Source organism: Scandinavium sp., from assembly GCF_032012665.1.
Lineage (GTDB): Bacteria > Pseudomonadota > Gammaproteobacteria > Enterobacterales > Enterobacteriaceae > Scandinavium.
Map to the genome: position 1 here is coordinate 137,419 of NZ_DALZVG010000005.1, position 22,741 is coordinate 160,159.

A 22,741-nucleotide genomic window follows, 5' to 3' on the forward strand; every position below is an offset into this window, starting at 1 on the left:
GAGATTATACGATGATCAAACAAAGGACTCTTAAACGTATCGTTCAGGCGACTGGCGTCGGTTTACATACCGGCAAGAAGGTCACACTGACGCTGCGCCCTGCGCCGGCAAATACCGGGGTCATCTATCGTCGCACCGACTTGAATCCACCGGTTGATTTTCCGGCAGATGCCAAATCTGTGCGTGATACCATGCTCTGTACTTGCCTTGTCAACGAGCATGACGTGCGGATTTCAACGGTTGAGCACCTGAATGCCGCCCTGGCGGGCCTGGGTATCGATAACATCATGATTGAAGTCGATGCACCAGAGATCCCGATCATGGACGGTAGCGCCGCTCCGTTCGTTTATCTGCTGCTCGACGCAGGGATTGATGAACTGAACTGTGCCAAGAAATTTGTGCGCATCAAAGAAACGGTTCGCGTAGAAGACGGCGACAAGTGGGCTGAATTCAAGCCGTACAATGGTTTTTCGTTGGATTTCACCATCGATTTTAATCATCCGGCGATTGACGGCAGCAACCAGCGTTACGCTATGAACTTCTCTGCGGATGCGTTCATGCGCCAGATTAGCCGCGCGCGTACTTTTGGTTTCATGCGTGATATCGAATATCTGCAGTCCCGCGGCTTGTGCCTGGGCGGCAGCTTCGATTGTGCCATCGTTGTTGACGATTATCGCGTATTGAACGAAGACGGTCTTCGCTTTGAAGATGAATTTGTTCGCCACAAAATGCTGGATGCGATTGGTGACCTCTTCATGTGTGGTCACAATATCATCGGTGCATTCACGGCGTTCAAATCTGGTCACGCGCTGAATAATAAGCTTTTGCAGGCCGTCCTGGCCAAACAGGAAGCCTGGGAGTTTGTGACCTTCGAAGACGAAGCTGAACTGCCGCTGGCGTTCAAAGCACCGTCAATGGTTCTGGCGTAAGCCTGACCATTCTGTAAATTCGACTGGTAACCTGGTACTCTCTCCGTCCAGGAAGCCAGTCGTTTTTCTTTTTAGACCCCCGAATTTTTTCTCCACGCTGCTTAGCGTATAAACTTCTGCATAAACTCGTGCGATCGCTGGTTTCATGAACACTTTTCCGCGTGGTTTTCCGTCATTCCTGCTGCCGGGGAGTGCCATTAGTGGTACTATCTGGGCGCTTAAAAAATTTAGATAGGTTGCCTGGCAACCAGGGTGGAAAAGGTAAGTGAGCGGAATACTGACGCGCTGGCGACAGTTTGGCAGACGATACTTCTGGCCGCATCTCCTGTTGGGGATGGTCGCGGCAGGATTCGGCCTGCCTGCGATTGCCAATACCGCCGAGTCTGCGCCGCCGACTAAAACCGCCAGCAGCCAGACGGCCACTGCGAAGGTTAACTTCACCCAGCTGATGCTGGAAGGCAATCGCCGTCCGGCCTTTACCGTCGATTACTGGCATCAACATGCCATCCGCACGGTTATCCGCCATCTCTCCTTCGCAATGGCACCGCAGGCGCTGCCAACGGCAGAAGCTTCGGCACCGCTCGAAGTGCACCATCTGGCCTTACTGGATACGCTCAGCGCGCTGCTGATGCGTGAAAGCCAGCCGCCAGCCATCATTCGTTCGGCGTCCGGTGATGCACAGTCTGCATCGGACGACAGCTTTTCTGTTAGCGCCTGGGTAAGCCAGGTACACGGCATTCGCGCCGGACCTCAACGCCTTAGCTGATAAAAATAACCTTCAACTAATGACTAAGACTCCGCAAGGCGGGGCGATTGAGATTTTAATTATGCTTAATTTATTGACCAAAGTTTTCGGTAGCCGTAACGACCGTACGCTGCGCCGCATGCGTAAAACCGTTGCACAAATCAATGCCATGGAACCGGAGCTGGAAAAACTCTCCGACGATGAGCTCAAAGCCAAAACCCAGGAGTTCCGCGAACGTCTGGAAAAAGGCGCTACCGTTGAGAGCCTGATTCCGGAAGCGTTTGCCGTGGTGCGTGAAGCCAGTAAGCGTGTGTTTGGCATGCGTCACTTCGACGTGCAGCTGCTCGGCGGGATGGTGCTGAACGATCGTTGCATCGCGGAAATGCGTACCGGTGAAGGTAAAACCCTGACCGCAACGCTGCCAGCCTACGTCAACGCGCTGTCCGGTAAGGGTGTTCACGTTGTTACCGTCAACGACTATCTGGCCCAGCGTGACGCCGAAAACAACCGTCCGCTGTTCGAATTCCTCGGCATGAGCGTCGCGGTAAACATGTCCGGCATGCCAGCGCCAGCAAAACGTGAAGCCTATGCCGCTGATATCACTTACGGTACCAACAACGAATACGGCTTCGATTACCTACGCGATAACATGGCGTTCAGCCCGGAAGAGCGCGTTCAGCGCAAGCTGCACTATGCGCTGGTGGATGAAGTGGACTCCATCCTGATCGATGAAGCGCGTACCCCGCTTATCATCTCCGGCCCGGCTGAAGACAGCTCCGAGATGTATAAGCAGGTTAACAAAATCATTCCACACCTGATCCGTCAGGAAAAAGAAGATTCAGACACCTTCCAGGGTGAAGGCCACTTCTCCGTGGACGAGAAAGCGCGTCAGGTAAACATCACCGAACGTGGTCTTGTCCTGGTTGAAGAGCTGCTGGTGAAAGAAGGCATCATGGAAGAGGGCGAGTCGCTCTATTCTCCGGCTAACATCATGTTGATGCATCACGTCACTGCTGCGCTGCGCGCACATGTGCTGTTTGCCCGCGACGTTGACTACATCGTAAAAGACGGTGAAGTCATCATCGTCGATGAGCACACTGGCCGTACTATGCAGGGCCGTCGCTGGTCTGACGGTCTGCATCAGGCCGTTGAAGCGAAAGAAGGCGTTGAGATTCAGAACGAGAACCAGACCCTGGCGTCTATCACCTTCCAGAACTACTTCCGCCTGTATGAAAAACTGGCGGGGATGACCGGTACGGCGGATACGGAAGCGTTCGAGTTCAGCTCCATTTACAAACTCGATACCGTGGTCGTGCCGACGAACCGCCCGATGATCCGTAAAGACATGCCTGATTTGGTCTATATGACCGAAGCCGAGAAAATTCAGGCAATCATCGAGGACATCAAAGAGCGCACCGCCAAAGGCCAGCCGGTTCTGGTGGGTACCATCTCCATCGAGAAATCAGAAGTCGTTTCTCAGGAGCTGACCAAAGCAGGTATCAAACATAACGTTCTGAACGCCAAATTCCACGCCAGCGAAGCCGATATTGTTGCTCAGGCCGGTTATCCCTCTACCGTAACTATCGCCACCAACATGGCAGGTCGTGGTACGGACATCATGCTTGGCGGTAGCTGGCAGGCTGAAGTCGCACAGCTTGAGGCGCCGACGGAAGAACAGATTGCGCAGATTAAAGCTGACTGGCAGGTTCGCCACGACGCGGTACTGGCGGCGGGTGGCCTGCACATCGTAGGCACCGAGCGTCACGAATCTCGCCGTATCGATAACCAGCTGCGTGGCCGTTCGGGCCGTCAGGGTGATGCCGGTTCTTCCCGCTTCTACCTGTCGATGGAAGATGCACTGATGCGTATCTTTGCCTCGGATCGCGTATCCGGCATGATGCGTAAGCTGGGGATGAAGCCTGGTGAAGCCATTGAACACCCGTGGGTGACCAAAGCGATTGCTAACGCGCAGCGCAAAGTTGAAAGCCGCAACTTCGATATCCGTAAGCAGCTACTGGAATATGATGACGTCGCCAACGACCAGCGCCGCGCAATCTACACCCAGCGTAACGAACTGCTGGACGTATCCGACGTAAGCGAAACCATCGCCAGCATTCGCGAAGACGTGTTCAAAGCGACTATTGATGCACACATTCCGCCGCAGTCCCTTGAAGAGATGTGGGATATTGAAGGCTTGCAGGAACGTCTGAAAAATGACTTCGACCTCGACCTGCCAATCAAAGAGTGGCTGGATAAAGAGCCTGAGCTGCACGAAGAAACCCTGCGCGAACGTATTCTGCAAAGCGGGATTGAAGTCTACCAGCGTAAAGAGGAAGTGGTCGGCACAGAAATGATGCGCCACTTCGAGAAAGGCGTGATGCTGCAGACGCTCGACTCCCTGTGGAAGGAGCACCTGGCTGCGATGGACTACCTGCGTCAGGGTATCCATCTGCGTGGTTACGCGCAGAAAGATCCGAAGCAGGAATATAAGCGTGAATCATTCTCCATGTTTGCTGCGATGCTGGAGACGCTGAAGTATGAAGTGATCAGCACCTTGTGCAAAGTCCAGGTCCGCATGCCGGAAGAAGTCGAGGCGATGGAAGAGCAGCGCCGTGAGGAAGCAGAGCGCCTGGCGCAAATGCAGCAGCTCAGCCACCTCGACGACGATACCGCAGCCGCAGAATCTCTGGCAGCACAAACTGGTGAGCGCAAAGTCGGCCGTAACGATCCTTGCCCATGCGGCTCTGGTAAGAAATATAAGCAGTGCCATGGCCGTATCGCCTGATAGCTGCTGATGATAAAACAGAGGGCGCTGGTAACAGCGCCTTTTTTATGGAGCTAATACAATGAAAAGCCTGCAAATCTCAACCGGTATTCTGCGTAACGCCGCCGGTGAAATCTTTATTACTCAACGCGCTGCGGATGCACATATGGCCAATATGTGGGAATTCCCGGGCGGCAAAATCGAAGAGGGCGAAAGTCCGGAAATGGCACTGGCGCGCGAGCTGTTTGAAGAAGTGGGTATTTTGCCGGAATCCGCTTACCTGTTCGATAAACTGGAATATCAGTTCCCGGACCGGCATATCACGCTTTGGTTCTGGCTGGTGGACAGCTGGCAGGGAGAGCCGTGGGGCAAAGAAGGACAGCCGGGGCGCTGGGTAGCGCAGAAGGATCTGTTGGCAGAAGAGTTTCCTCCTGCCAACGAACCGGTGATTGCGAAGCTGATCGCCGAAGCTTAAGGCTGTTCTTCGCTCCAGTCATCGCTGTCGGAGAGATCGCCCGCACTTGGGATCCGCTTCTCTTCGGCAGCCCATTCGCCAAGATCAATCAGCTGGCAGCGTTTGCTGCAAAATGGGCGGAACGGGCTCTGTTCTCCCCAGACAATGCTTTTGCCACAGGTCGGGCAGTTAACGGTGGTGATATCGCTCATCGTGACTCCTTAACAGCAGGCCAGTTCGAAATCCAGACGCTCGGGCACGAGGCCGTTTTCGCTGTCCAGCGGCAGGAAGCGGATGGCGAAGCGGCTCTTATGTCCGGATATTTGTGGATAGAGCTGATCGTCGAGTGCCAGCTGCAGACGCAGCAGGTCGGCATCATCACCGTTGTCCTGGAAAAAGCCGTTCAGGCTGGTCTGTTTGCGATAGGGGGCGGAGTTACGGATAAGATCGAGAATCAGCGTTAATGCCTGGTTCATCGGCTCCAGGCTTTCCAGCCAGTGATAAACCTGCGCGTCACGTTTGCTCTGCGGTGCGTGCAGCCAGATGTGCAGAGTGGGTAAATCGAAGCTGCAACAGCCGCCGGGGATACTCAGACGCTGGCGTACCAGGCCAATCAGCTTATCTTCACGCAGCAACTGCCCAATGCGTGGGGCCGTCATCAAAATACCGCTGCTGTTTTTAAGCTGCTGACGTAACGCTTCAATACGGCTTTTATCAACACCCGGCACTTCATCCCACTGCTTCAGTTTACGCTGCTGGCGCTCCAGCTCTTTCTGCAGTTCGGTGCGCACTTCACCTCGCTCAAACACATCCAGTAAATCACTGATGTTCCTGAAAAAATGCAGGGCGCTGGCGTGATCCTGAACCGGCAGATTACAGTTCAGTTGCTGAATCAGAAACTCAATACGTAGCCAGGTGCGCATTTTCTCATTCAGGGGATGTTCAAAAAGGACGTGGGTGTGCATTACGGTTTTTCCTGTAAATCGGCCTGATGCGCCAGCTCAAGATAGTGGGCATGCAGGCGGGCTACATCCAATGCAATGGCATCTGGTGCGCCGTTGTTATCAATGACGTCATCCGCCACGGCAAGACGCTGTTCGCGCGTGGCCTGGGCGGCAATAATTTGTTTTGCGTGTGCTTCAGTCACATGGTCACGCTGTGTGGTGCGCAGGAGCTGCGTTTCCTCTGAAACGTCGACGACCAGCACGCGATTGGCCTTTTGCCAGAGATGATTTTCAACCAGCAATGGCACGACCCAGAGCACGTAGGGTGACGTCGCCTGCTTCATCTGGCGCTGGGTTTCCTGTTGAATCAGCGGATGGAGTAAGGCATTCAGCCAAATCTTTTCATCTGCGTGCGCAAAAATACGCTCCCGTAACTGACGGCGGTTGAGCGTGCCATCAGCCATCAGCGTTTCTGCGCCATAACGGCTGACGATGGTGGCTAACGCCGGTGAACCGGGCTCGACCACCTGGCGGGCAATGATATCGGCATCAACAATGTCGGTTCCCAGGTTGGCAAAAGCCGCTGCAACGGTACTTTTCCCGCTGCCGATGCCGCCTGTTAACGCCACTGTATAGACCATACCACCTTGTCCTGTGAAGAATTACCGCTAAAAATCAATTGGTTGAAATATAAGCTTTCAATAACTGTCGCGATGGACTGAAAGTTCGCTGTTCACCAGGTAAATTTGAACGATTGTAGCGTAAAAAAAGTGAAAATCGCAGTCTTGCGAAGGGATGATTACTGCGTATGATAACGTCACTGGAGTTGTGCTTAGCCCATTTTTGCCTCTAACCCCAGGAATCCGCACATGCGTATCGAAGAAGATCTGAAGTTAGGTTTCAAAGACGTTCTTATCCGCCCTAAACGCTCTACCCTCAAAAGCCGTTCCGAAGTTGAGCTGGAACGCGAATACACCTTTAAACATTCCGGAAAAACCTGGTCTGGTGTGCCTGTTATTGCCGCAAATATGGATACCGTTGGCACGTTTGCGATGGCAAAAGCGCTGGCTGCGTTTGGTATTCTGACCGCTGTACACAAACACTATTCCGTTGAGGAATGGCGCGATTTTACGGCAAGCGTTTCTGAAGATGTTTTGAAGCATGTCATGGTCTCAACCGGCACGTCCGACGCGGATTTCGATAAGACGAAGCAGATCCTGAATCTGAATCCTGCCCTGAGTTTTGTGTGTATCGACGTGGCAAACGGCTACTCCGAGCACTTCGTGCAGTTCGTATCGAAAGCGCGTGATGCCTGGAAAGACAAGACTATCTGTGCCGGTAACGTGGTAACGGGTGAAATGTGCGAAGAGCTGATTCTGGCTGGTGCAGACATCGTTAAAGTGGGTATTGGCCCGGGTTCCGTGTGTACCACTCGCGTGAAAACGGGCGTTGGCTATCCGCAGCTCTCTGCTGTGATTGAATGTGCCGATGCGGCTCACGGCCTGGGCGGTCAGATCGTCAGCGATGGTGGTTGCACCATGCCAGGCGATGTAGCGAAAGCCTTCGGCGGCGGTGCGGACTTCGTGATGCTGGGCGGTATGCTGGCCGGTCACGAAGAGAGCGGCGGCACCGTGGTTGAAGAGAACGGTGAGAAGTTCATGCTGTTCTACGGCATGAGCTCTGAATCGGCGATGAACCGTCACGTGGGTGGTGTTGCAAAATACCGTGCAGCTGAAGGTAAAACCGTTAAGCTGACGCTGCGTGGCCCGGTTGAACATACCGCGCGTGATATTCTCGGCGGCCTGCGTTCTGCCTGTACGTATGTTGGTGCTGCACGCCTGAAAGAGCTGACCAAGCGCACCACTTTTATCCGCGTTCAGGAACAAGAGAACCGCGTGTTCAACAGCCTGTAATGACGTCAGACGCTGGCGTAGCGACCGCGCCAGCGTTTATCCCCCGCTAATTGCATCTCCCAAATGAAATATCGGCAGGTACATCGCCACCACCAGCGTGCCGATGATGACTCCCGTCACCAGTAACATAACGGGTTCCAGTAGCGTGGCCAGGTTATCCGCCTGCTGATGCGTTTGCTGACTATGATACTGAGCCAGATTTTCCAGCATGCTATCCAGCGCGCCTGACACTTCTCCCGTTCTGACCAGCTGCTTACACAAGGGCGTAAAGATGCTTTGTGCCTCCATGGCCTGCCAGACAGCGTTCCCCGATGCAATCGCGCCAATCATCTGTTCGATGACGCCTCGCCACCAGGGGCAGGTCAGCGTTTTCTGGACGCTTTCCAGCCCTTGCAGAAAAGGGATCCCGGCATTCTGGGTTAGCGCCAGAACGGTATAAATCTGACTCAGCATTTGCCCCCGAACTAATCCTGAAACGACCGGTATTCTCAACAGCACCTGAGGACGAAACTGCTGCCAGCGAGGGCTACGTTGCAGCAGCGGCCGCAGGATAAAGGGCAGAACAGCAAGCCCTAAAATGAGCGGTAAACCCTGTTGAACGGCGGTGGAAAGCGCCATAACCATTCGGGTTAGCGCAGGCAGCGGTGTGTTAAAAGTGCGATAAATGGCAGCAAATTCCGGCAACACAAATCCGCTCATGCCAGTCACGACCAACAGCGCCAGCAGCAGGATGATCATCGGGTAGCGCAGCGCTTTTTTCACCTTCAGGCTCAGCTGGCGCTGTTCTTCCTGTTGGCGCGCAAGATGCGTGCAGCAGTAATCCAGCTTACCGGTCATTTCGCCCGCCTGAATCAGGGCGGGATAAAGCGGTGGAAAAGCCTCCGGCCACTGCTGCATCGCGGTGGAAAGGGGCTCTCCCTGAGCGAGCCTGCGAGCCAGATCCTGCATCAGCGCTTGCCACTGCGGTATCGGATGTTGCTCTGCTAAAAGCTGCAGGCTGCCGGAGAGCGTCAATCCCGCCTGAAGCAGCGTGGCAAGCTGGTGCATTAACTCGCTGCTGTGCCGGGTTTGCCACTGCGATTTGTACGTTGTCTTGCGTGAGATTGTTAACGGTGCTATGCCTTCAGATTCGGCCAGCTCCAGGGCGACAATTTTATTCTCCGCCCAGACGCTGCCCTCTCTGGCTTCCCCCTGTTCTGTCACCCCTCGCCAGTACCAGAGACATTTAGGTGCCATGAGGAACACCCAAAACGCGCAACAGTTCTTCCACCGTAGTTTGCCCTCGCTCCACAGCTTCGCAGCCGTGCTCAAACAGTGTCGTCATGCCCGATCGGCGTGCTAACTGCTCCACTTCTTCAGGCGTGCTGCCGCTGACAATCGCCTGTTTTAACTCTGGCGTAATCGCCAGCACCTCAAATAGCGCAATGCGGCCATGGTAACCGTGGTAACAGTGTTCGCAGCCAACGGCTCGCCAGTGCGGCAGAGGGCGAGGCCACAACGTTCCGGGCATAGCTTCGTAATCACCTTGCTGCTCGCAACAGTGAGGACACAGCCGACGTACCAGCCGCTGCGCAATGACCAGCAGCAGGGCTGAGGAGATCATCCAGCGGGCGACGCCCATTTGTTGCAGACGAACGAGCGTTTCGGTAGTGGAGTTCGTGTGCAACGTTGAGAGCACAAGATGCCCGGTCTGCGCCGCTTTAATGGCGATTTCAGCCGTTTCAGCGTCGCGAATTTCACCCACCATCACCACGTCGGGATCCTGGCGAAGCAATGCCCGCAGCACGCTTTGAAATGTCAGCCCCGCGCGGGTGTTGATCTGCGTCTGGTTGATCCCGTCGAGCGGAATTTCGACCGGATCTTCAACGCTGCACAGGTTGATCTCGGGGCGATTTCGTTCCTGCAACGCGCTGTACAGGGTTACCGTTTTGCCGCTTCCCGTCGGGCCCGTGACCAGCATCAGCCCCTGAGGCTGGGTCAGCGCCTGGCGAAAGGCCTGAAGCTGGGCGTTGCTCATCCCTAAAGCGGTGACATCCAGCGCCTGCGTGACCTGATGCAGCAGGCGCAGTACGACTTTTTCTCCGCCGCGACACGGGAGCGTGGCGATACGAAAGGAGACGCTGCGTCCGGCAATATCAACGGTAAATTGTCCGTCCTGCGGCAGCCTTCGCTCGGCAATATCCAGATTGCCCAATACTTTGAGGCGGGCAATCAATGGGTTGCTTAGCATGGGTGAGAAAGCTGGGAGGGCGTGCAGCACGCCGTCTACCCGTAAACGTATGCGAAGGACTTCTTCGCCAGGTTCAAAGTGTATGTCCGATGCCCGCTGCTGTAACGCCTGCTCAAACGTCTGGTTCAGCAGCTCAACGATGTTGCCCGTGTCATCGCGCGCTATGGGCAGGTGAGACTCCAGGGCGGTATGCAGATGTTTGTCCATCCGCGTCTGTTCCCAGCATTCGATGTCTATCCGCTTGTGAGTGGCAAAACGCAGTGCGTCCATGAGTTCAACGGGCGGCGAACCGACAACGGCAATGCTCAGCATCTGGTCGTCGTTACTCAGCAGCACGGCACGGTGCCGCTGACAAAGTGTGACGAGCTGATCGTGATTCATCCTCGCATCCTCAGGCTGCGTCAAAGCGGAAAACGTCTTCGCAGGCCTGCTTAAGCGCGCTGTCGCTGGCTATGTTGCAGGTTCTCTGCCAACCGGTTATGCCGTTAGCATCGCTCCAGACTGGCTTTAGCGTCACGCTTAGTCCGTTGAGGCTCTCCTGGCCTGTTAAGGTAACGGTGCCCTGAGCGATCTCCATGGCAGAAACATAGCGGCTGGTGGCTGGCGCAGGAATGCCGTTACTGCTTCCGTCACAGGGGGCGATCCCGCCATGATCGAGCGCGCATAGCTCGATCGCGGTTCGATAGGGTACAAAAGTTTGCAGCATGTCGGTTAGCGCGGCTTTGCGCAGGTAGTTCTGGTAGGCCGGAATGCCGATGGCACTGAGAATGGCGATAATACCGATGACGACCATCAGCTCAATCAGGGTGAATCCTTGCTGTTTATCCATAAGTTGCTCCTTAGTTTGACGGGAGCACTGTAGACGGCAGCGGCAGGAAATAGCGAAAGGCAAAAAGGAAATCGGGAAGGGGGCTTCTGAATTATTTCATGACTTGCAGCAGTGTTGCGAAAAGCTGCGAAGGGGATCGAGATATCCCCTTCGCATCTCCAGGTTTTACTTAAAGCGCATGGAAAGATCGAGCGCCTGAATGTGCTTGGTCAACGCGCCCACAGAAATATAATCCACACCAGTTTCGGCAAATTCACGGATGGTGTCGAAAGTGACGTTACCGGACACTTCCAGCCGTGCCTGACCGTTAGTCAGCTTCACTGCTTCGCGCATCTGTTCGGTTTCGAAGTTATCCAGCATGATGATATCTGCCCCGGCCTTCAGGGCATCCTGGAGTTCTTCAAGACTTTCCACTTCCACTTCTACCGGCACGTCCGGGTGCAGCCAGAAGGCTTTCTCGACGGCCTGGCGCACGGAGCCAGACGCAATGATGTGGTTCTCTTTGATCAGAAACGCGTCGGATAATCCCAGGCGATGGTTGGCGCCGCCACCGCAGAGCACGGCGTACTTCAGGGCAGTGCGCAGGCCGGGTAAGGTTTTACGGGTGTCGAGCAACTGAGTTTTGGTGCCTTCCAGCAAATCAACATAGCGGCGCACGGTGCTTGCGACGCCGGAAAGTGTTTGCACGAAATTGAGCGCCGTACGCTCGCCGGTTAACAACAAGCGGGAGGGGCCATTCAGTTCGAACAGCGGCTGGTTTTCGATCAGTACGTCGCCATCTTCCACGTGCCATGTCAGGGCAACTTCGCTGCCTGCGAGCTGAATAAACACTTCCTCTACCCAGCGTTTGCCGCAAAATACGCCAGCTTCACGGGTGATCACCACCGCATGAGAACGCGAATCTTCAGGTAACAGTTGGGCCGTGATGTCGTTCGCGGCATTCACTTCACCGCCTAAATCTTCACGTAGCGCGTGGGCGACGGCAGCAGGGATATCAAGGTTAATACGTTCCAGCAGCGCGTCACGACGATGCTCAGGATTGTAGCGGCGAGGCGGCATGATAAAACTCCAAATGGTAAGGAATCATAAGTTATAAACATGCTACTCTGAACCGGATTTCAGCACCATAGATTAAGGAGAGCCTGCATGCAGTTGCACGATGGCTGGCTGGACGAAGCCCGCCGCGTCCCTTCGCCGCATTATGATTGCCGCCCGGATGATGAAGCCCCGACGCTTCTGGTGGTGCATAATATCAGCCTGCCGCCCGGCGAATTTGGCGGTCCCTGGATTGATGCATTATTCACCGGAACAATCGATCCAAATGCACATCCTTTCTTTGCCGAAATCGCTCATTTACGGGTCTCTGCCCATTGCCTGATTCGCCGCGACGGCGAAATCGTGCAGTATGTTCCTTTTGATAAACGTGCGTGGCATGCGGGCGTATCGAGCTATCAGGGGCGAGAAAGATGTAATGATTTTTCGATTGGCATTGAACTGGAAGGCACGGATACTCTGGCCTATACCGATGAGCAATATCAGCAGCTTGCAGCCGTTGCCAGGTTGCTGTCGACGATGTATCCGGCGATTGCCACGCATATGACGGGCCATTCCGACATTGCCCCTGTGCGCAAAACCGATCCTGGCCCGGCGTTTGACTGGGCACGCTTCCGCGCTCTGGTGAGCCTTCCGTCAGATAAGGAGATGAGATGACGCTGTTTACCACTCTGTTGGTACTGATTGCCGAACGTCTGTTCAAGCTGGGTGAGCACTGGCAGCTCGATCACCGTCTGGAGGTGCTGTTCCGTCGCGTCAAAACGTATTCTTTTGTGGTGACGCTGCTGATGACCGCTGTTGCAATGGCGATCGTCTGGCTGCTGCTGAGTGGTCTGCAGGGCGCACTGTTTAACGTGCCAGTGCTGGTGGTGTGGATCCTGCTCGGCGTGCTGTGTATCGGTGCCGGGAAAGTGCGGATGCATTATCACGCCTATCTTAAAGCCGCATCACGAGATGATGCCCATGCACGAGACGCAATGGCGAGCGAGCTGACGTTGATTCACGGCGTGCCGCCGGGCTGTGATGAACGCGAGTATCTGCGTGAGCTGCAAAACGCGCTGCTGTGGATTAACTACCGTTTTTATCTCGCGCCGCTGTTCTGGTTTGTGGTTGGCGGGCCGATGGGGCCGGTCACGCTGATGGGCTACGCTTTCCTGCGAGCCTGGCAAAGCTGGCTGGCGCGCTATCAGACGCCGCGCGATCGCCAGCAGTCGGGCGTGGATGCCATTCTTCACGTTCTGGATTGGCTGCCGGTCCGCCTGGTCGGCGTGGTGTATGCGTTGATTGGTCACGGCGAGAAAGCGCTTCCGGCGTGGTTTGCCTCGCTCGGCGATCGTCACTCCTCTCAGTATCAGGTGCTGACCCAGCTGGCGCAGTTCTCGCTGGCCCGTGAGCCACATGTCGATAAGGTTGAAACGCCAAAGGCGGCGGTGTCGATGGCGAAGAAGGCCTCTTACGTCACCGTTGTTATCATGGCGCTGCTGACGATTTACGGGGCGCTGGTTTGATTTGCAGGCCGCCTGGTGCGGCCTGCAAACTTTTCACCACGACGGCTAATCAGCGCAGGTCGGTAGCGGGCACCAGCACGCGGCTTTTGCCATAAAGGATGGTCAGGATTGCCGGAACGCTAAAGGCGACGACAATCGCAATCACCTCATAGATGGCTTTCGAATCGGGGCCGCTGAACAGCCCCAGTTCAAAGACGTTCAGTACCGGCAGGAAGCTGTAGGTTTTCACCCGCAGGAACCCGGTGATCGCCCCGCCAAGTGCAGCCCCGATGCAGCCGAAAATAAACAGCATGCGGTACTTCAGGTTCACGCCGTACAGCGCCGGTTCGGTGATGCCGAAGAACGCGGAAACGGATGCGGAAATCGCGAGCTGTTTGTCCTTCAGGTTACGGGCGATAAAGATAGCCCCGAACGCCGCTCCGAACTGGCCCATCACCGCCGACATAAACATCGCCATCACCGTGTCGTAGCCGTTCACCTGCATGTTGATGAGCGCAATCGGGATGATGCCCCAGTGCACGCCGAACACCACGAACAGCTGTCCAATCCCTGCCAGCAGCGCACCGGAAAGCACCGGACTCAGGTTGTATAGCCAGGTGTAGCCGTTGGCGATGCCGATCCCCACGTAATCGGCAATCGGACCAATCACGGTAAAGACCACAAACCCGCATACCAGCAGCGACAGGCAAGGCACAAACACCAGCGCCGCCACTTCCGGGATCATCTTCTTAAACCAGCGTTCGACGTAGCTCAGGAACCAGACGGCAAAAATTGCCGGGATCACCGCGCCACCATAAATTTTCAGCGGAAAGGTCAGGTGGAAAATCTCAATGCTGTTCGGCGTGGCGGCGTCGGTCAGGGGGAAAATCATCGCCGCAGTTAACGCCAACGCGGTAAAGCGGCTTGTTTTGAACCTATCGGCAGCGGTGACGGCAATAAACAGCGGCAGCATCACGAACACGCCGCTGGAGAGCGCATTGAGTACAATAAACAGCCAGGATTTCGTCGAGATAAGCTCCATCGTTTGCAACAGCACGACAAGGCCTTTCACCACGCCTACGCCCGCCAGCACACCGATGTACGGCGTGAAGATGGCGGAAAGTGTCGCCAACAGCCGATTGAGTGGCGAGCTTTTTTGCATGGGCTGTTCAGCAGGAGCGCTATCGTTTGTCAACAACGTGCCCAGCGCCGCGAAGACTTTCTCCACTTTCGGACCAATCACTATCTGGAACTGGCTGCCGTTATTCACCAACTTGACCACTTCCGGCAGCTTATAAAGCTGCTCCTCATTAATATGGCAGTCGTCTTTCAGGTTCAGGCGCAGCCGGGTGGCACAATGGGTGGCGTGAACCACATTTTCCTTACCGCCAACGGCGGCGAGGATCTGCTCTGCAACGGGTAAGTATGAAGTCGCCATGGTGAAGCACCTTTTCATTCAGAGGGTACGGTCGGCTAATCAGGCGTAGTCGCCAGGTTTCGTTTTGCTTTTTACCGCCACGCCGAAATCCGTGAAGATGCGCTGCGGCAGGTTGTTGCCTTTCCCTTCGGCGATGTGATGCGCGAGGATCTGGAACGGAATAATCATCAGCAGCGGCAATACGTTTTCCGGTGAGTCAACGTTTAGCGCCAGCGTATGCGGGTCTTCACTCTGCCCAGGCGTGAGCGTGTAAACGTACTGCGTGTGTCGCTTCTCGTATTCCCGTAATAGCCTCAGGCGTTCCTGCGCTACGCTCGGCACGTCGAGGAAAAACAGACGGTGCTGCGGGTTAATTTCGAAATACGGGCCGTGCATAAAGACTTCCATTTCAATTCCCTGAGAAGGCACGCGCACGGTTTCGGTGAATTTGGTCGCCATCTCCATGCACACGCCAACGGCCGGGCCGTAACCGATGCAGGTGAAGCGCGGGGAGGAAACAAGATCGTCTTCCCAGCGAGAGAAGAACGATTCGGTGGTATCGATAATGGACGGAATGGCCTGCACCGCTTCGCGCAGGATGGCCAGTTCTCTTCCTTCGCGGGCATCGTCGATCGCACCTGCTGCATGCGCATGGCGCAGGCCCATCAGCATCAGAGTCAGAATGGTGGCGACGTAGCCTTTAGTGACGTAGCCCACGCGCTCTTCACCGATATCCAACTGTACGAAGGTATCCGCTGTTTTCGCCAGTTCGCTCTGCGGCTTGCTGGTCAGACCGACGGTTTTTACCGGGAACTGTTTTTTCAGCTGCGCCAGCGCGTGGAGGGTTGAGGTGCTTTCGCCGCTCTGGGAAACGGCAATCACCGTGCGGATTGCCGGGTTGTGCTTCTCAAAATGCTGGTAGTGGAACGGCTCGGCAATGGTAACGCGCACCTCTGACAGGCTCTCAATGTAGTACTTCGCGCTGACGGCAGCGTTGACGCTTGAGCCGGTAGCCAACAGCAGCCATTCGCTTTCGTCTTCGATAGCCGGAATGGACGCCGGGTAGTTATCCAGGATGGCCGCAAGCGTCGCGTGCTCTTCGTGGATGTAAGTCATCATGGTCGGTTTCATAGTGCCCTCGCTGCTGAAAAAAACTGAAAACGTTTTCAGTAAAATATGATCGGGCAAATTAGTGGGTCAATTTTACGTATGAGGATTTGTGATGAAGATCGGAATATTTTGTGTGCAGAGCAGGGAAATGCCCGGCGGCGCTAACGCTTGTGCAGGCCTGTGAATGACGATGGTGAGCTGTTGTAGGCCGGATAAGCGCAAGCGCTATCCGGCAAGGCATTCAGGCGGATTCGCCCGCAACTAACAGGGGAGGGATCGCCGGCGATTCCGGCAGCATGTCCTGCAACAAAGTCATCATCTGCTGGATAACCTGCTGACCTAACACGTTATTCTGATGGTCGACGGTGGTCAGGCGCGGGACGTAATATTCGCTGCCGGGAAAACATTCGCAGCTGGCGACGGCGATATTTTCCGGTACGTTAATGCCGTTATCCTTCAGTGCGCGGATTGCGCCCATTGCCACACGATCGTTAATTGCTAACAGCGCCTGGGGCAGCGCCCGGCCCGATACCAGCAATTTTTTAATCGCTTCATAGCCGTGCTGGGCGTAGAAGTTAGTTTCAATCACCTGCGCGTTTTCAGCCGAAATACCAGCCTGGCGTAGCGTCTCACGGAAGGCGTTCACGCGCTGTCCTGTCATATACACGCCCGGCGAGCCGCCAATAAACGCGATGTTTCGATGACCCTTTTCCAGCAGGTATTCGGTGATCATTTTCACGCAGTTGACCTGGTCACGCTCCAGGCAAGTGTAGTCATAATGGGCGAGTTTGCGGCCCACGACTATCACCGGAAGCGTGGCGATAAGCTTTTGTAAACCATCCAGATAGCCTTCCGGAATCTTCAGGTAGTCGATGTTGCCGCCGAGGATGATCACCCCATCGAGCTGGCTGTCGATGATGGTGCTGAATATCTGATCTTCGGCAATCACCAGGCTCGATTCGCTGCGCTTATTGGCCGACTGTGTATCGAACAGCACGATTTTGTACCCGGCCTGCTGGCAGGCTTTTTCGATTTGTTCAACCAGGGTGGCGAAGTAGGGGCTGGTGATGTCGGATACGACGACGGCAAGCGTCATGCTTTTGCGGGAAATCATGCTGCGGGCCATCAGGTTCGGGCTGAAGTGATGCTCGTCGATCACTTTCTGCACTTTCTCCCGGGTTTTATCCGAGACCCAGCTGTTGTTGTTCAGTACCCGTGAAACAGTCGCGATGGAGACGTTAGCCAGTTCAGCAATGTCTTTGATCGTCAGGGGCTTTTTCATCGGTCACAAGGGTCCTTTTGATGGCTGCAACCCTCGGATGGTACATCACTTTTGCTGGGGGAGAAACGCTCTGTACCCGCAAAGGGGTACAGAGGCGTAAAGAGATTAAGCGCGGACGGCTTTGGACCCTCTTTGTTTGACCGCGTAGCCAATGCCGAGTACCACAATCCATGCCGGGATCAGATACACGGAAATCGCCATACCCGGGGTCATCAGCATGATCACCAGCACAGCTGCCACGGTGAACAAGCAAATCCAGTTTCCGAGCGGATAGAACAGGGCAGGGAAGCGCGTGGTAACACCCTGCTTCTGCTTGGCCTTACGGAACTTCATATGCGCAAGGCTAATCATCGCCCAGTTGATGACCAGAGCAGACACGACCAGCGCCATCAGCAGACCGAACGCAGATTCTGGTGCCAGATAGTTGATGAGCACGCACAGAGCTGTAAATACGGCAGACACCAGAATAGTGTTCACCGGCACGCCGCGCTTGTCGACTTTAGTCAGCGCTTTCGGCGCGTTGCCCTGCTGCGCCAGGCCGAACAGCATACGGCTGTTGCAGTACACGCAGCTGTTGTACACGGAGAGCGCCGCGGTCAGGACTACGATGTTCAGTGCGTTTGCCACAAAGGTGTCACCCAGCTCGTGGAAAATCAGTACGAACGGGCTGGTGTCCGCGGTGACGCGAGTCCATGGCAGAAGGGACAGCAGTACGGCCAGCGAGCCTACATAGAAAATCAGGATGCGGTAGATAACCTGGTTGGTGGCTTTCGGGATGCTTTTCTGCGGATCGTCTGCTTCCGCAGCTGTGATACCGACCAGCTCCAGTCCACCGAAGGAGAACATGATAATGGCCATCATCATCACCAGCCCCTGAATGCCGTGCGGCAGGAAGCCGCCCTGTTCCCAGAGGTTGCGAACCGTCGCCTGCGGGCCGCCGTGACCGCTGAACAGCAGCCAGCCGCCGAACAGGATCATCGCGACGACCGCGACCACTTTAATAATGGCGAACCAGAACTCCATCTCACCAAACACTTTGACGTTGGTCAGGTTGATGGCGTTGATGACCACGAAGAAGACGGCGGCGGAGACCCAGGTTGGGATTTCCGGGTACCAGAACTGGATATATTTGCCGACCGCAGTCAGTTCCGCCATCGCCACCAGCACGTAAAGCACCCAGTAGTTCCAGCCAGAGGCGAAACCGGCAAAGTTGCCCCAGTATTTATAGGCAAAGTGGCTGAAGGAACCGGCCACCGGCTCTTCCACCACCATTTCGCCCAGCTGACGCATGATCAGAAAGGCCACGAAACCTGCAATGGCATAACCGAGAATGATCCCCGGCCCTGCGGATTGAATAACGGAGGCGCTGCCCAGAAACAGGCCCGTTCCGATAGCTCCACCCAGCGCAATAAGCTGAATGTGGCGGTTTTTAAGGCCGCGCTTCAGCTGTTCGCCGTGCTGTTGACCTTCCATTATGAAACCTCGTGAGTGATTGTTTTTTCTACGCTTTGGTTAAGCGCGTGTCATTATGAACTTCCATATCCTGTACATTATATTTTACAGAGCGGATGGCTGAAAGTTGCGTGTAAGTCTTCCGCAGCTGGAAGAATAGTGGTAAGTGCCGCCGAATGCACCTGCTTTGTGCAGGGATGCTGACGAGTTGCGTAAAAAGAAACCAAATGTAAATGCCGGATCGCGGTAACAATCCCTTTCGTATTTACCGTTTTAGCGAAATTTTATGTCTGTTCAGGCACTTTTCGTCATATTGAATCGGTTCAGGCTGCACAGCTTTTCGTTTCGCATACGTTAAAACTGCCTCTTTAGGGGTAAATGTGACATTTGTGCAAAGTTACATTTCTGAAACGTTATTTCTGTAAGGTTGTTAAAAAGTGCCGGGTTTACTGATTTCAATCAAAACCTGTATGGACAGAAGGTGAATACTTTGTTACTTTACCGTCACGAACTTTGAATTGGTAAGACCAATTGACTCCGGGTAAATGGCTTAAGACAGGGAACCATGGCCTACAGCAAAATCCGCCAACCAAAATTATCCGATGTGATTGAGCAGCAGCTGGAGTTTTTGATTCTTGAGGGGACGCTGCGCCCCGGCGAAAAACTTCCACCTGAACGCGAACTGGCAAAACAGTTCGATGTTTCCCGTCCCTCACTGCGCGAGGCGATCCAACGTCTCGAAGCGAAGGGCTTACTGCTTCGTCGCCAGGGCGGCGGTACCTTTGTGCAAAGTAGCCTCTGGCAGAGCTTCAGCGATCCGCTGGTAGAATTGCTCGCCGACCACCCTGAATCCCAGTTTGATCTGCTGGAAACCCGCCACGCTCTGGAAGGGATTGCCGCGTATTATGCCGCGTTGCGGGGGAATGATGAAGATCGCATACGCATCCGCGAACTGCATCAGGCCATTGAAATCGCTCAGCAGTCTGGCGATCTTGATGCCGAATCCAGCGCCGTCGTCCAGTATCAAATTGCCGTCACCGAAGCCGCTCATAATGTGGTCTTACTTCATCTTCTTCGCTGCATGGAACCGATGCTGGCGCAGAATGTTCGACAGAACTTTGAATTGCTGTACGCCCGACGGGAAATGCTCCCGCTGGTCAGCAGCCATCGCACCCGAGTATTCGAGGCGATAATGGCCAGAGAGCCGGAGCAGGCGCGCGAAGCGTCGCACCGTCACCTGGCCTTCATTGAGGAAATCTTGCTGGACCGCAGCCGTGAGCAAAGTCGTCGAGACCGCTCGCTTCGCCGCCTACAGCAACGAAAGGACTAGCAACACCGATTTTTTTCAGCGCCAGTTTTTAGAGCGCGGCAACTAAACGCAGAACCTGTCTTATTGCGCTTTTAGCCGAAAACGCAATGGGACAGGTTCCAGACAAATCAACGATTAGACAGATAAGGAATACCCCCATGTCAGACCGTTTACAAAATGACGTGGATCCGATCGAAACTCGCGACTGGCTACAGGCGATCGAATCGGTCATCCGTGAAGAAGGTGTTGAGCGCGCTCAGTATCTGATTGACCAACTGCTTTCCGAAGCCCGCAAAGGCGGCGTAAGCGTGGCAGCTGGTGCCGGGGCAAACAATTATGTGAACACGATTGCCGTTGAAGATGAGCCGGAATACCCGGGTAATCTGGATCTGGAACGTCGCATTCGTTCAGCTATCCGCTGGAACGCGATCATGACCGTTCTGCGCGCGTCGAAGAAAGACCTGGAGCTGGGTGGCCACATGTCCTCCTTCCAGTCTTCTGCGACCATTTACGAAGTGTGCTTCAACCACTTCTTCCGTGCCCGTACCGAACAGGACGGCGGCGACCTGGTGTACTTCCAGGGCCACATCTCTCCGGGCGTTTACGCGCGTGCCTTCCTTGAAGGTCGCCTGACCGAAGAGCAGATGAACAACTTCCGCCAGGAAGTTCACGGCAAAGGCCTCTCTTCTTATCCGCACCCGAAACTGATGCCAGAATTCTGGCAGTTCCCGACCGTCTCCATGGGTCTGGGCCCAATCGGTGCGATCTACCAGGCGAAGTTCCTGAAATATCTGGAACACCGTGGCCTGAAAGATACCTCTCAGCAGACCGTTTATGCCTTCCTCGGCGACGGCGAGATGGACGAACCAGAATCCAAAGGTGCGATCACCATCGCGACCCGCGACAAGCTGGACAACCTCTGCTTCATCATCAACTGCAACCTGCAGCGTCTGGATGGCCCGGTCACCGGTAACGGCAAAATCGTTAACGAACTGGAAGGCATCTTCGCGGGCGCTGGCTGGAACGTGGTGAAAGTGATGTGGGGCGGCCGTTGGGATGAGCTGCTGCGTAAAGACACCAGCGGTAAGCTGATTCAGCTGATGAACGAAACCGTTGACGGTGACTACCAGACCTTCAAATCCAAAAATGGCGCCTACGTGCGTGAGCACTTCTTCGGTAAGTATCCGGAAACTGCCGCACTGGTTGCCGACTGGACTGACGATCAGATCTGGGCCCTGAACCGCGGTGGCCACGATCCGAAGAAAGTCTATGCTGCGCTGAAAAACGCACAGGACACCAAAGGTAAAGCGACCGTTATCCTGGCCCACACCATCAAAGGTTACGGCATGGGCGATTCCGCTGAAGGTAAAAACATCGCTCACCAGGTGAAGAAAATGAACATGGACGGCGTACGCTACGTCCGTGACCGTTTCAACGTGCCGGTATCCGATGCTGATATCGAAAAACTGCCGTACGTGACCTTCCCTGAAGGTTCTGAAGAACACACCTATCTGCACGCACAGCGTCAGAAACTGGGCGGCTACCTGCCATCCCGTCAGGTGAAATTTACCGAGAAACTGGAAATGCCTGCTCTGGCTGATTTCCAGCAGCTTCTCGAAGAGCAGAACAAAGAAATTTCTACTACCATCGCTTTCGTTCGTGCCCTGAACGTGATGCTGAAGAACCCGTCTATCAAAGATCGTCTGGTTCCGATTCTGGCTGACGAAGCGCGTACTTTCGGTATGGAAGGTCTGTTCCGTCAGATCGGTATCTACAGCTCCAACGGCCAGCAGTACACCCCGCAGGACCGTGAGCAGGTTGCCTACTACAAAGAAGACGAGAAAGGTCAGATCCTGCAGGAAGGTATCAACGAACTGGGTGCAGGCGCATCCTGGCTCGCGGCAGCGACTTCTTACAGCACTAACAACCTGCCGATGATCCCGTTCTACATCTACTACTCGATGTTCGGCTTCCAGCGTATCGGCGATCTGTGCTGGCAGGCGGGTGACCAGCAGGCTCGCGGCTTCCTGGTTGGCGGTACCTCCGGTCGTACCACCCTGAACGGTGAAGGTCTGCAGCATGAAGATGGTCACAGCCACATTCAGTCTCTGACTATCCCGAACTGTATCTCTTATGACCCGTCTTACGCCTACGAAGTCGCCGTGATCATGCACGACGGTCTGGTCCGTATGTACGGTGAGAAACAAGAGAACGTGTTCTACTACATCACCACCCTGAACGAAAACTACCACATGCCGGCGATGCCGGAAGGTGCTGAGGAAGGTATCCGTAAAGGTATCTACAAACTCGAAACCGTTGAAGGTAGCAAAGGTAAAGTTCAGCTGCTGGGCTCCGGTTCTATCCTGCGTCACGTGCGTGAAGCCGCTCAGATCCTGGCGAAAGACTACGGCGTGGGCTCTGACGTGTACTCTGTCACCTCCTTCACCGAACTGGCCCGCGATGGTCAGGACTGTGAGCGCTGGAACATGCTGCACCCAATGGAAACTCCGCGCGTTCCGTACATCGCTCAGGTGATGAACGATGCACCGGCGGTGGCATCCACTGACTATATGAAACTGTTCGCTGAACAGGTTCGTACCTACGTACCGGCTGATGATTACCGCGTACTGGGTACCGATGGCTTCGGTCGTTCCGACAGCCGTGAAAACCTGCGTCACCACTTCGAAGTTGATGCTTCTTATGTTGTGGTTGCGGCCCTGGGCGAACTGGCTAAACGTGGCGAAATCGACAAGAAAGTGGTGGCGGATGCGATCACCAAATTCAACATCGATGCAGAAAAAGTTAACCCGCGTCTGGCGTAAG

General features: G+C 54.9%; 20 protein-coding genes. 9 read left to right on the forward strand and 11 right to left on the reverse strand.

Going from position 1 to position 22,741, the window contains the following annotated elements; all coding sequences use genetic code 11:
* Nucleotides 1-11: 11 nt before the first annotated feature.
* From lpxC to mutT, 4 genes are all read left to right on the forward strand, one after another.
* Nucleotides 12-929, forward strand: a complete 918-nt coding sequence (gene lpxC, locus RTU33_RS06635; protein WP_097162873.1) for a UDP-3-O-acyl-N-acetylglucosamine deacetylase — start codon at nt 12-14, stop codon at nt 927-929.
* Nucleotides 930-1,194: 265 nt separating this feature from the next.
* Complete coding sequence (gene secM, locus RTU33_RS06640; RefSeq protein WP_312626147.1) at nt 1,195-1,695, forward strand: secA translation cis-regulator SecM; 501 nt, start codon at nt 1,195-1,197, stop codon at nt 1,693-1,695.
* 58 nt (nt 1,696-1,753) lie between these two features.
* Nucleotides 1,754-4,459: a preprotein translocase subunit SecA gene (secA, locus tag RTU33_RS06645; protein WP_312626277.1), complete on the forward strand. Its 2,706-nt coding sequence runs from the start codon at nt 1,754-1,756 to the stop codon at nt 4,457-4,459.
* Between the two features lie 61 nt (nt 4,460-4,520).
* Nucleotides 4,521-4,913 (forward strand): 8-oxo-dGTP diphosphatase MutT, encoded by a 393-nt coding sequence (mutT, locus tag RTU33_RS06650; protein ID WP_312626148.1) that lies wholly within the window; start codon nt 4,521-4,523, stop codon nt 4,911-4,913.
* Here the strand turns inward: mutT and yacG are convergent.
* From yacG to coaE, 3 genes are read right to left on the reverse strand one after another with little or no spacing between them, the layout of a single operon-like run.
* Entirely contained in the window at nt 4,910-5,104 is a 195-nt protein-coding gene (gene yacG / locus RTU33_RS06655) for a DNA gyrase inhibitor YacG (protein WP_312626149.1), read from the reverse strand. The two genes, mutT and yacG, sit on opposite strands and share 4 nt — an antisense overlap.
* A gap of 9 nt (nt 5,105-5,113) precedes the next feature.
* Nucleotides 5,114-5,857: a cell division protein ZapD gene (zapD, locus tag RTU33_RS06660; protein WP_312626151.1), complete on the reverse strand. Its 744-nt coding sequence runs from the start codon at nt 5,855-5,857 to the stop codon at nt 5,114-5,116.
* Nucleotides 5,857-6,477, reverse strand: a complete 621-nt coding sequence (gene coaE / locus RTU33_RS06665; RefSeq protein ID WP_312626152.1) for a dephospho-CoA kinase — start codon at nt 6,475-6,477, stop codon at nt 5,857-5,859. Before coaE ends, zapD begins: the two co-directional genes overlap by 1 nt.
* A gap of 228 nt (nt 6,478-6,705) precedes the next feature.
* On the opposite strand from coaE, the gene RTU33_RS06670 reads away from it, so the two are divergent.
* Nucleotides 6,706-7,749 carry a GMP reductase gene (locus RTU33_RS06670; protein ID WP_312626153.1) on the forward strand — a complete coding sequence of 348 codons (1,044 nt, stop codon included), beginning with the start codon at nt 6,706-6,708 and terminating at the stop codon, nt 7,747-7,749.
* Between the two features lie 36 nt (nt 7,750-7,785).
* Here RTU33_RS06670 and hofC read toward each other — a convergent pair whose 3' ends face one another.
* From hofC to nadC, 4 genes are all read right to left on the reverse strand, one after another.
* On the reverse strand, nt 7,786-8,985 hold the full coding sequence (hofC, locus tag RTU33_RS06675; protein ID WP_312626154.1) for a protein transport protein HofC: 1,200 nt from the start codon (nt 8,983-8,985) through the stop codon (nt 7,786-7,788).
* Entirely contained in the window at nt 8,975-10,360 is a 1,386-nt protein-coding gene (gspE, locus tag RTU33_RS06680) for a type II secretion system protein GspE (protein WP_312626155.1), read from the reverse strand. The genes hofC and gspE overlap by 11 nt, the downstream gene beginning before the upstream one ends.
* Before the next feature lie 10 nt (nt 10,361-10,370).
* The gene (gene ppdD / locus RTU33_RS06685) at nt 10,371-10,808 is read right to left on the reverse strand and encodes a prepilin peptidase-dependent pilin (protein ID WP_312626156.1); all 438 of its coding nucleotides are present in this window, start codon (nt 10,806-10,808) and stop codon (nt 10,371-10,373) included.
* Nucleotides 10,809-10,973: 165 nt separating this feature from the next.
* Entirely contained in the window at nt 10,974-11,867 is an 894-nt protein-coding gene (gene nadC, locus RTU33_RS06690; RefSeq protein WP_312626157.1) for a carboxylating nicotinate-nucleotide diphosphorylase, read from the reverse strand.
* Nucleotides 11,868-11,954: 87 nt separating this feature from the next.
* Between nadC and ampD the strand changes: the two genes are divergently transcribed.
* Entirely contained in the window at nt 11,955-12,518 is a 564-nt protein-coding gene (gene ampD, locus RTU33_RS06695; RefSeq protein ID WP_312626158.1) for a 1,6-anhydro-N-acetylmuramyl-L-alanine amidase AmpD, read from the forward strand.
* Nucleotides 12,515-13,369, forward strand: a complete 855-nt coding sequence (gene ampE, locus RTU33_RS06700; RefSeq protein ID WP_312626159.1) for a beta-lactamase regulator AmpE — start codon at nt 12,515-12,517, stop codon at nt 13,367-13,369. The genes ampD and ampE overlap by 4 nt, the downstream gene beginning before the upstream one ends.
* Before the next feature lie 49 nt (nt 13,370-13,418).
* Here ampE and RTU33_RS06705 read toward each other — a convergent pair whose 3' ends face one another.
* The 4 genes from RTU33_RS06705 to aroP all read right to left on the reverse strand — a co-directional run bounded on the left by RTU33_RS06705 (nt 13,419) and on the right by aroP (nt 18,630).
* Nucleotides 13,419-14,786, reverse strand: coding sequence for a PTS transporter subunit EIIC (locus tag RTU33_RS06705; protein ID WP_312626161.1), 1,368 nt, complete (start codon nt 14,784-14,786; stop codon nt 13,419-13,421).
* A 39-nt stretch (nt 14,787-14,825) separates the two neighbouring features.
* Nucleotides 14,826-15,884, reverse strand: a complete 1,059-nt coding sequence (locus RTU33_RS06710; RefSeq protein WP_312626162.1) for an SIS domain-containing protein — start codon at nt 15,882-15,884, stop codon at nt 14,826-14,828.
* 232 nt (nt 15,885-16,116) lie between these two features.
* The gene (locus RTU33_RS06715) at nt 16,117-17,157 is read right to left on the reverse strand and encodes a LacI family DNA-binding transcriptional regulator (RefSeq protein WP_312626163.1); all 1,041 of its coding nucleotides are present in this window, start codon (nt 17,155-17,157) and stop codon (nt 16,117-16,119) included.
* A gap of 105 nt (nt 17,158-17,262) precedes the next feature.
* Nucleotides 17,263-18,630, reverse strand: a complete 1,368-nt coding sequence (aroP, locus tag RTU33_RS06720; RefSeq protein ID WP_312626164.1) for an aromatic amino acid transporter AroP — start codon at nt 18,628-18,630, stop codon at nt 17,263-17,265.
* A gap of 544 nt (nt 18,631-19,174) precedes the next feature.
* On the opposite strand from aroP, the gene pdhR reads away from it, so the two are divergent.
* Complete coding sequence (pdhR, locus tag RTU33_RS06725) at nt 19,175-19,939, forward strand: pyruvate dehydrogenase complex transcriptional repressor PdhR (RefSeq protein ID WP_312626165.1); 765 nt, start codon at nt 19,175-19,177, stop codon at nt 19,937-19,939.
* 137 nt (nt 19,940-20,076) lie between these two features.
* Complete coding sequence (gene aceE, locus RTU33_RS06730; RefSeq protein WP_312626166.1) at nt 20,077-22,740, forward strand: pyruvate dehydrogenase (acetyl-transferring), homodimeric type; 2,664 nt, start codon at nt 20,077-20,079, stop codon at nt 22,738-22,740.
* The last annotated feature ends 1 nt before the right edge of the window (nt 22,741 follow it).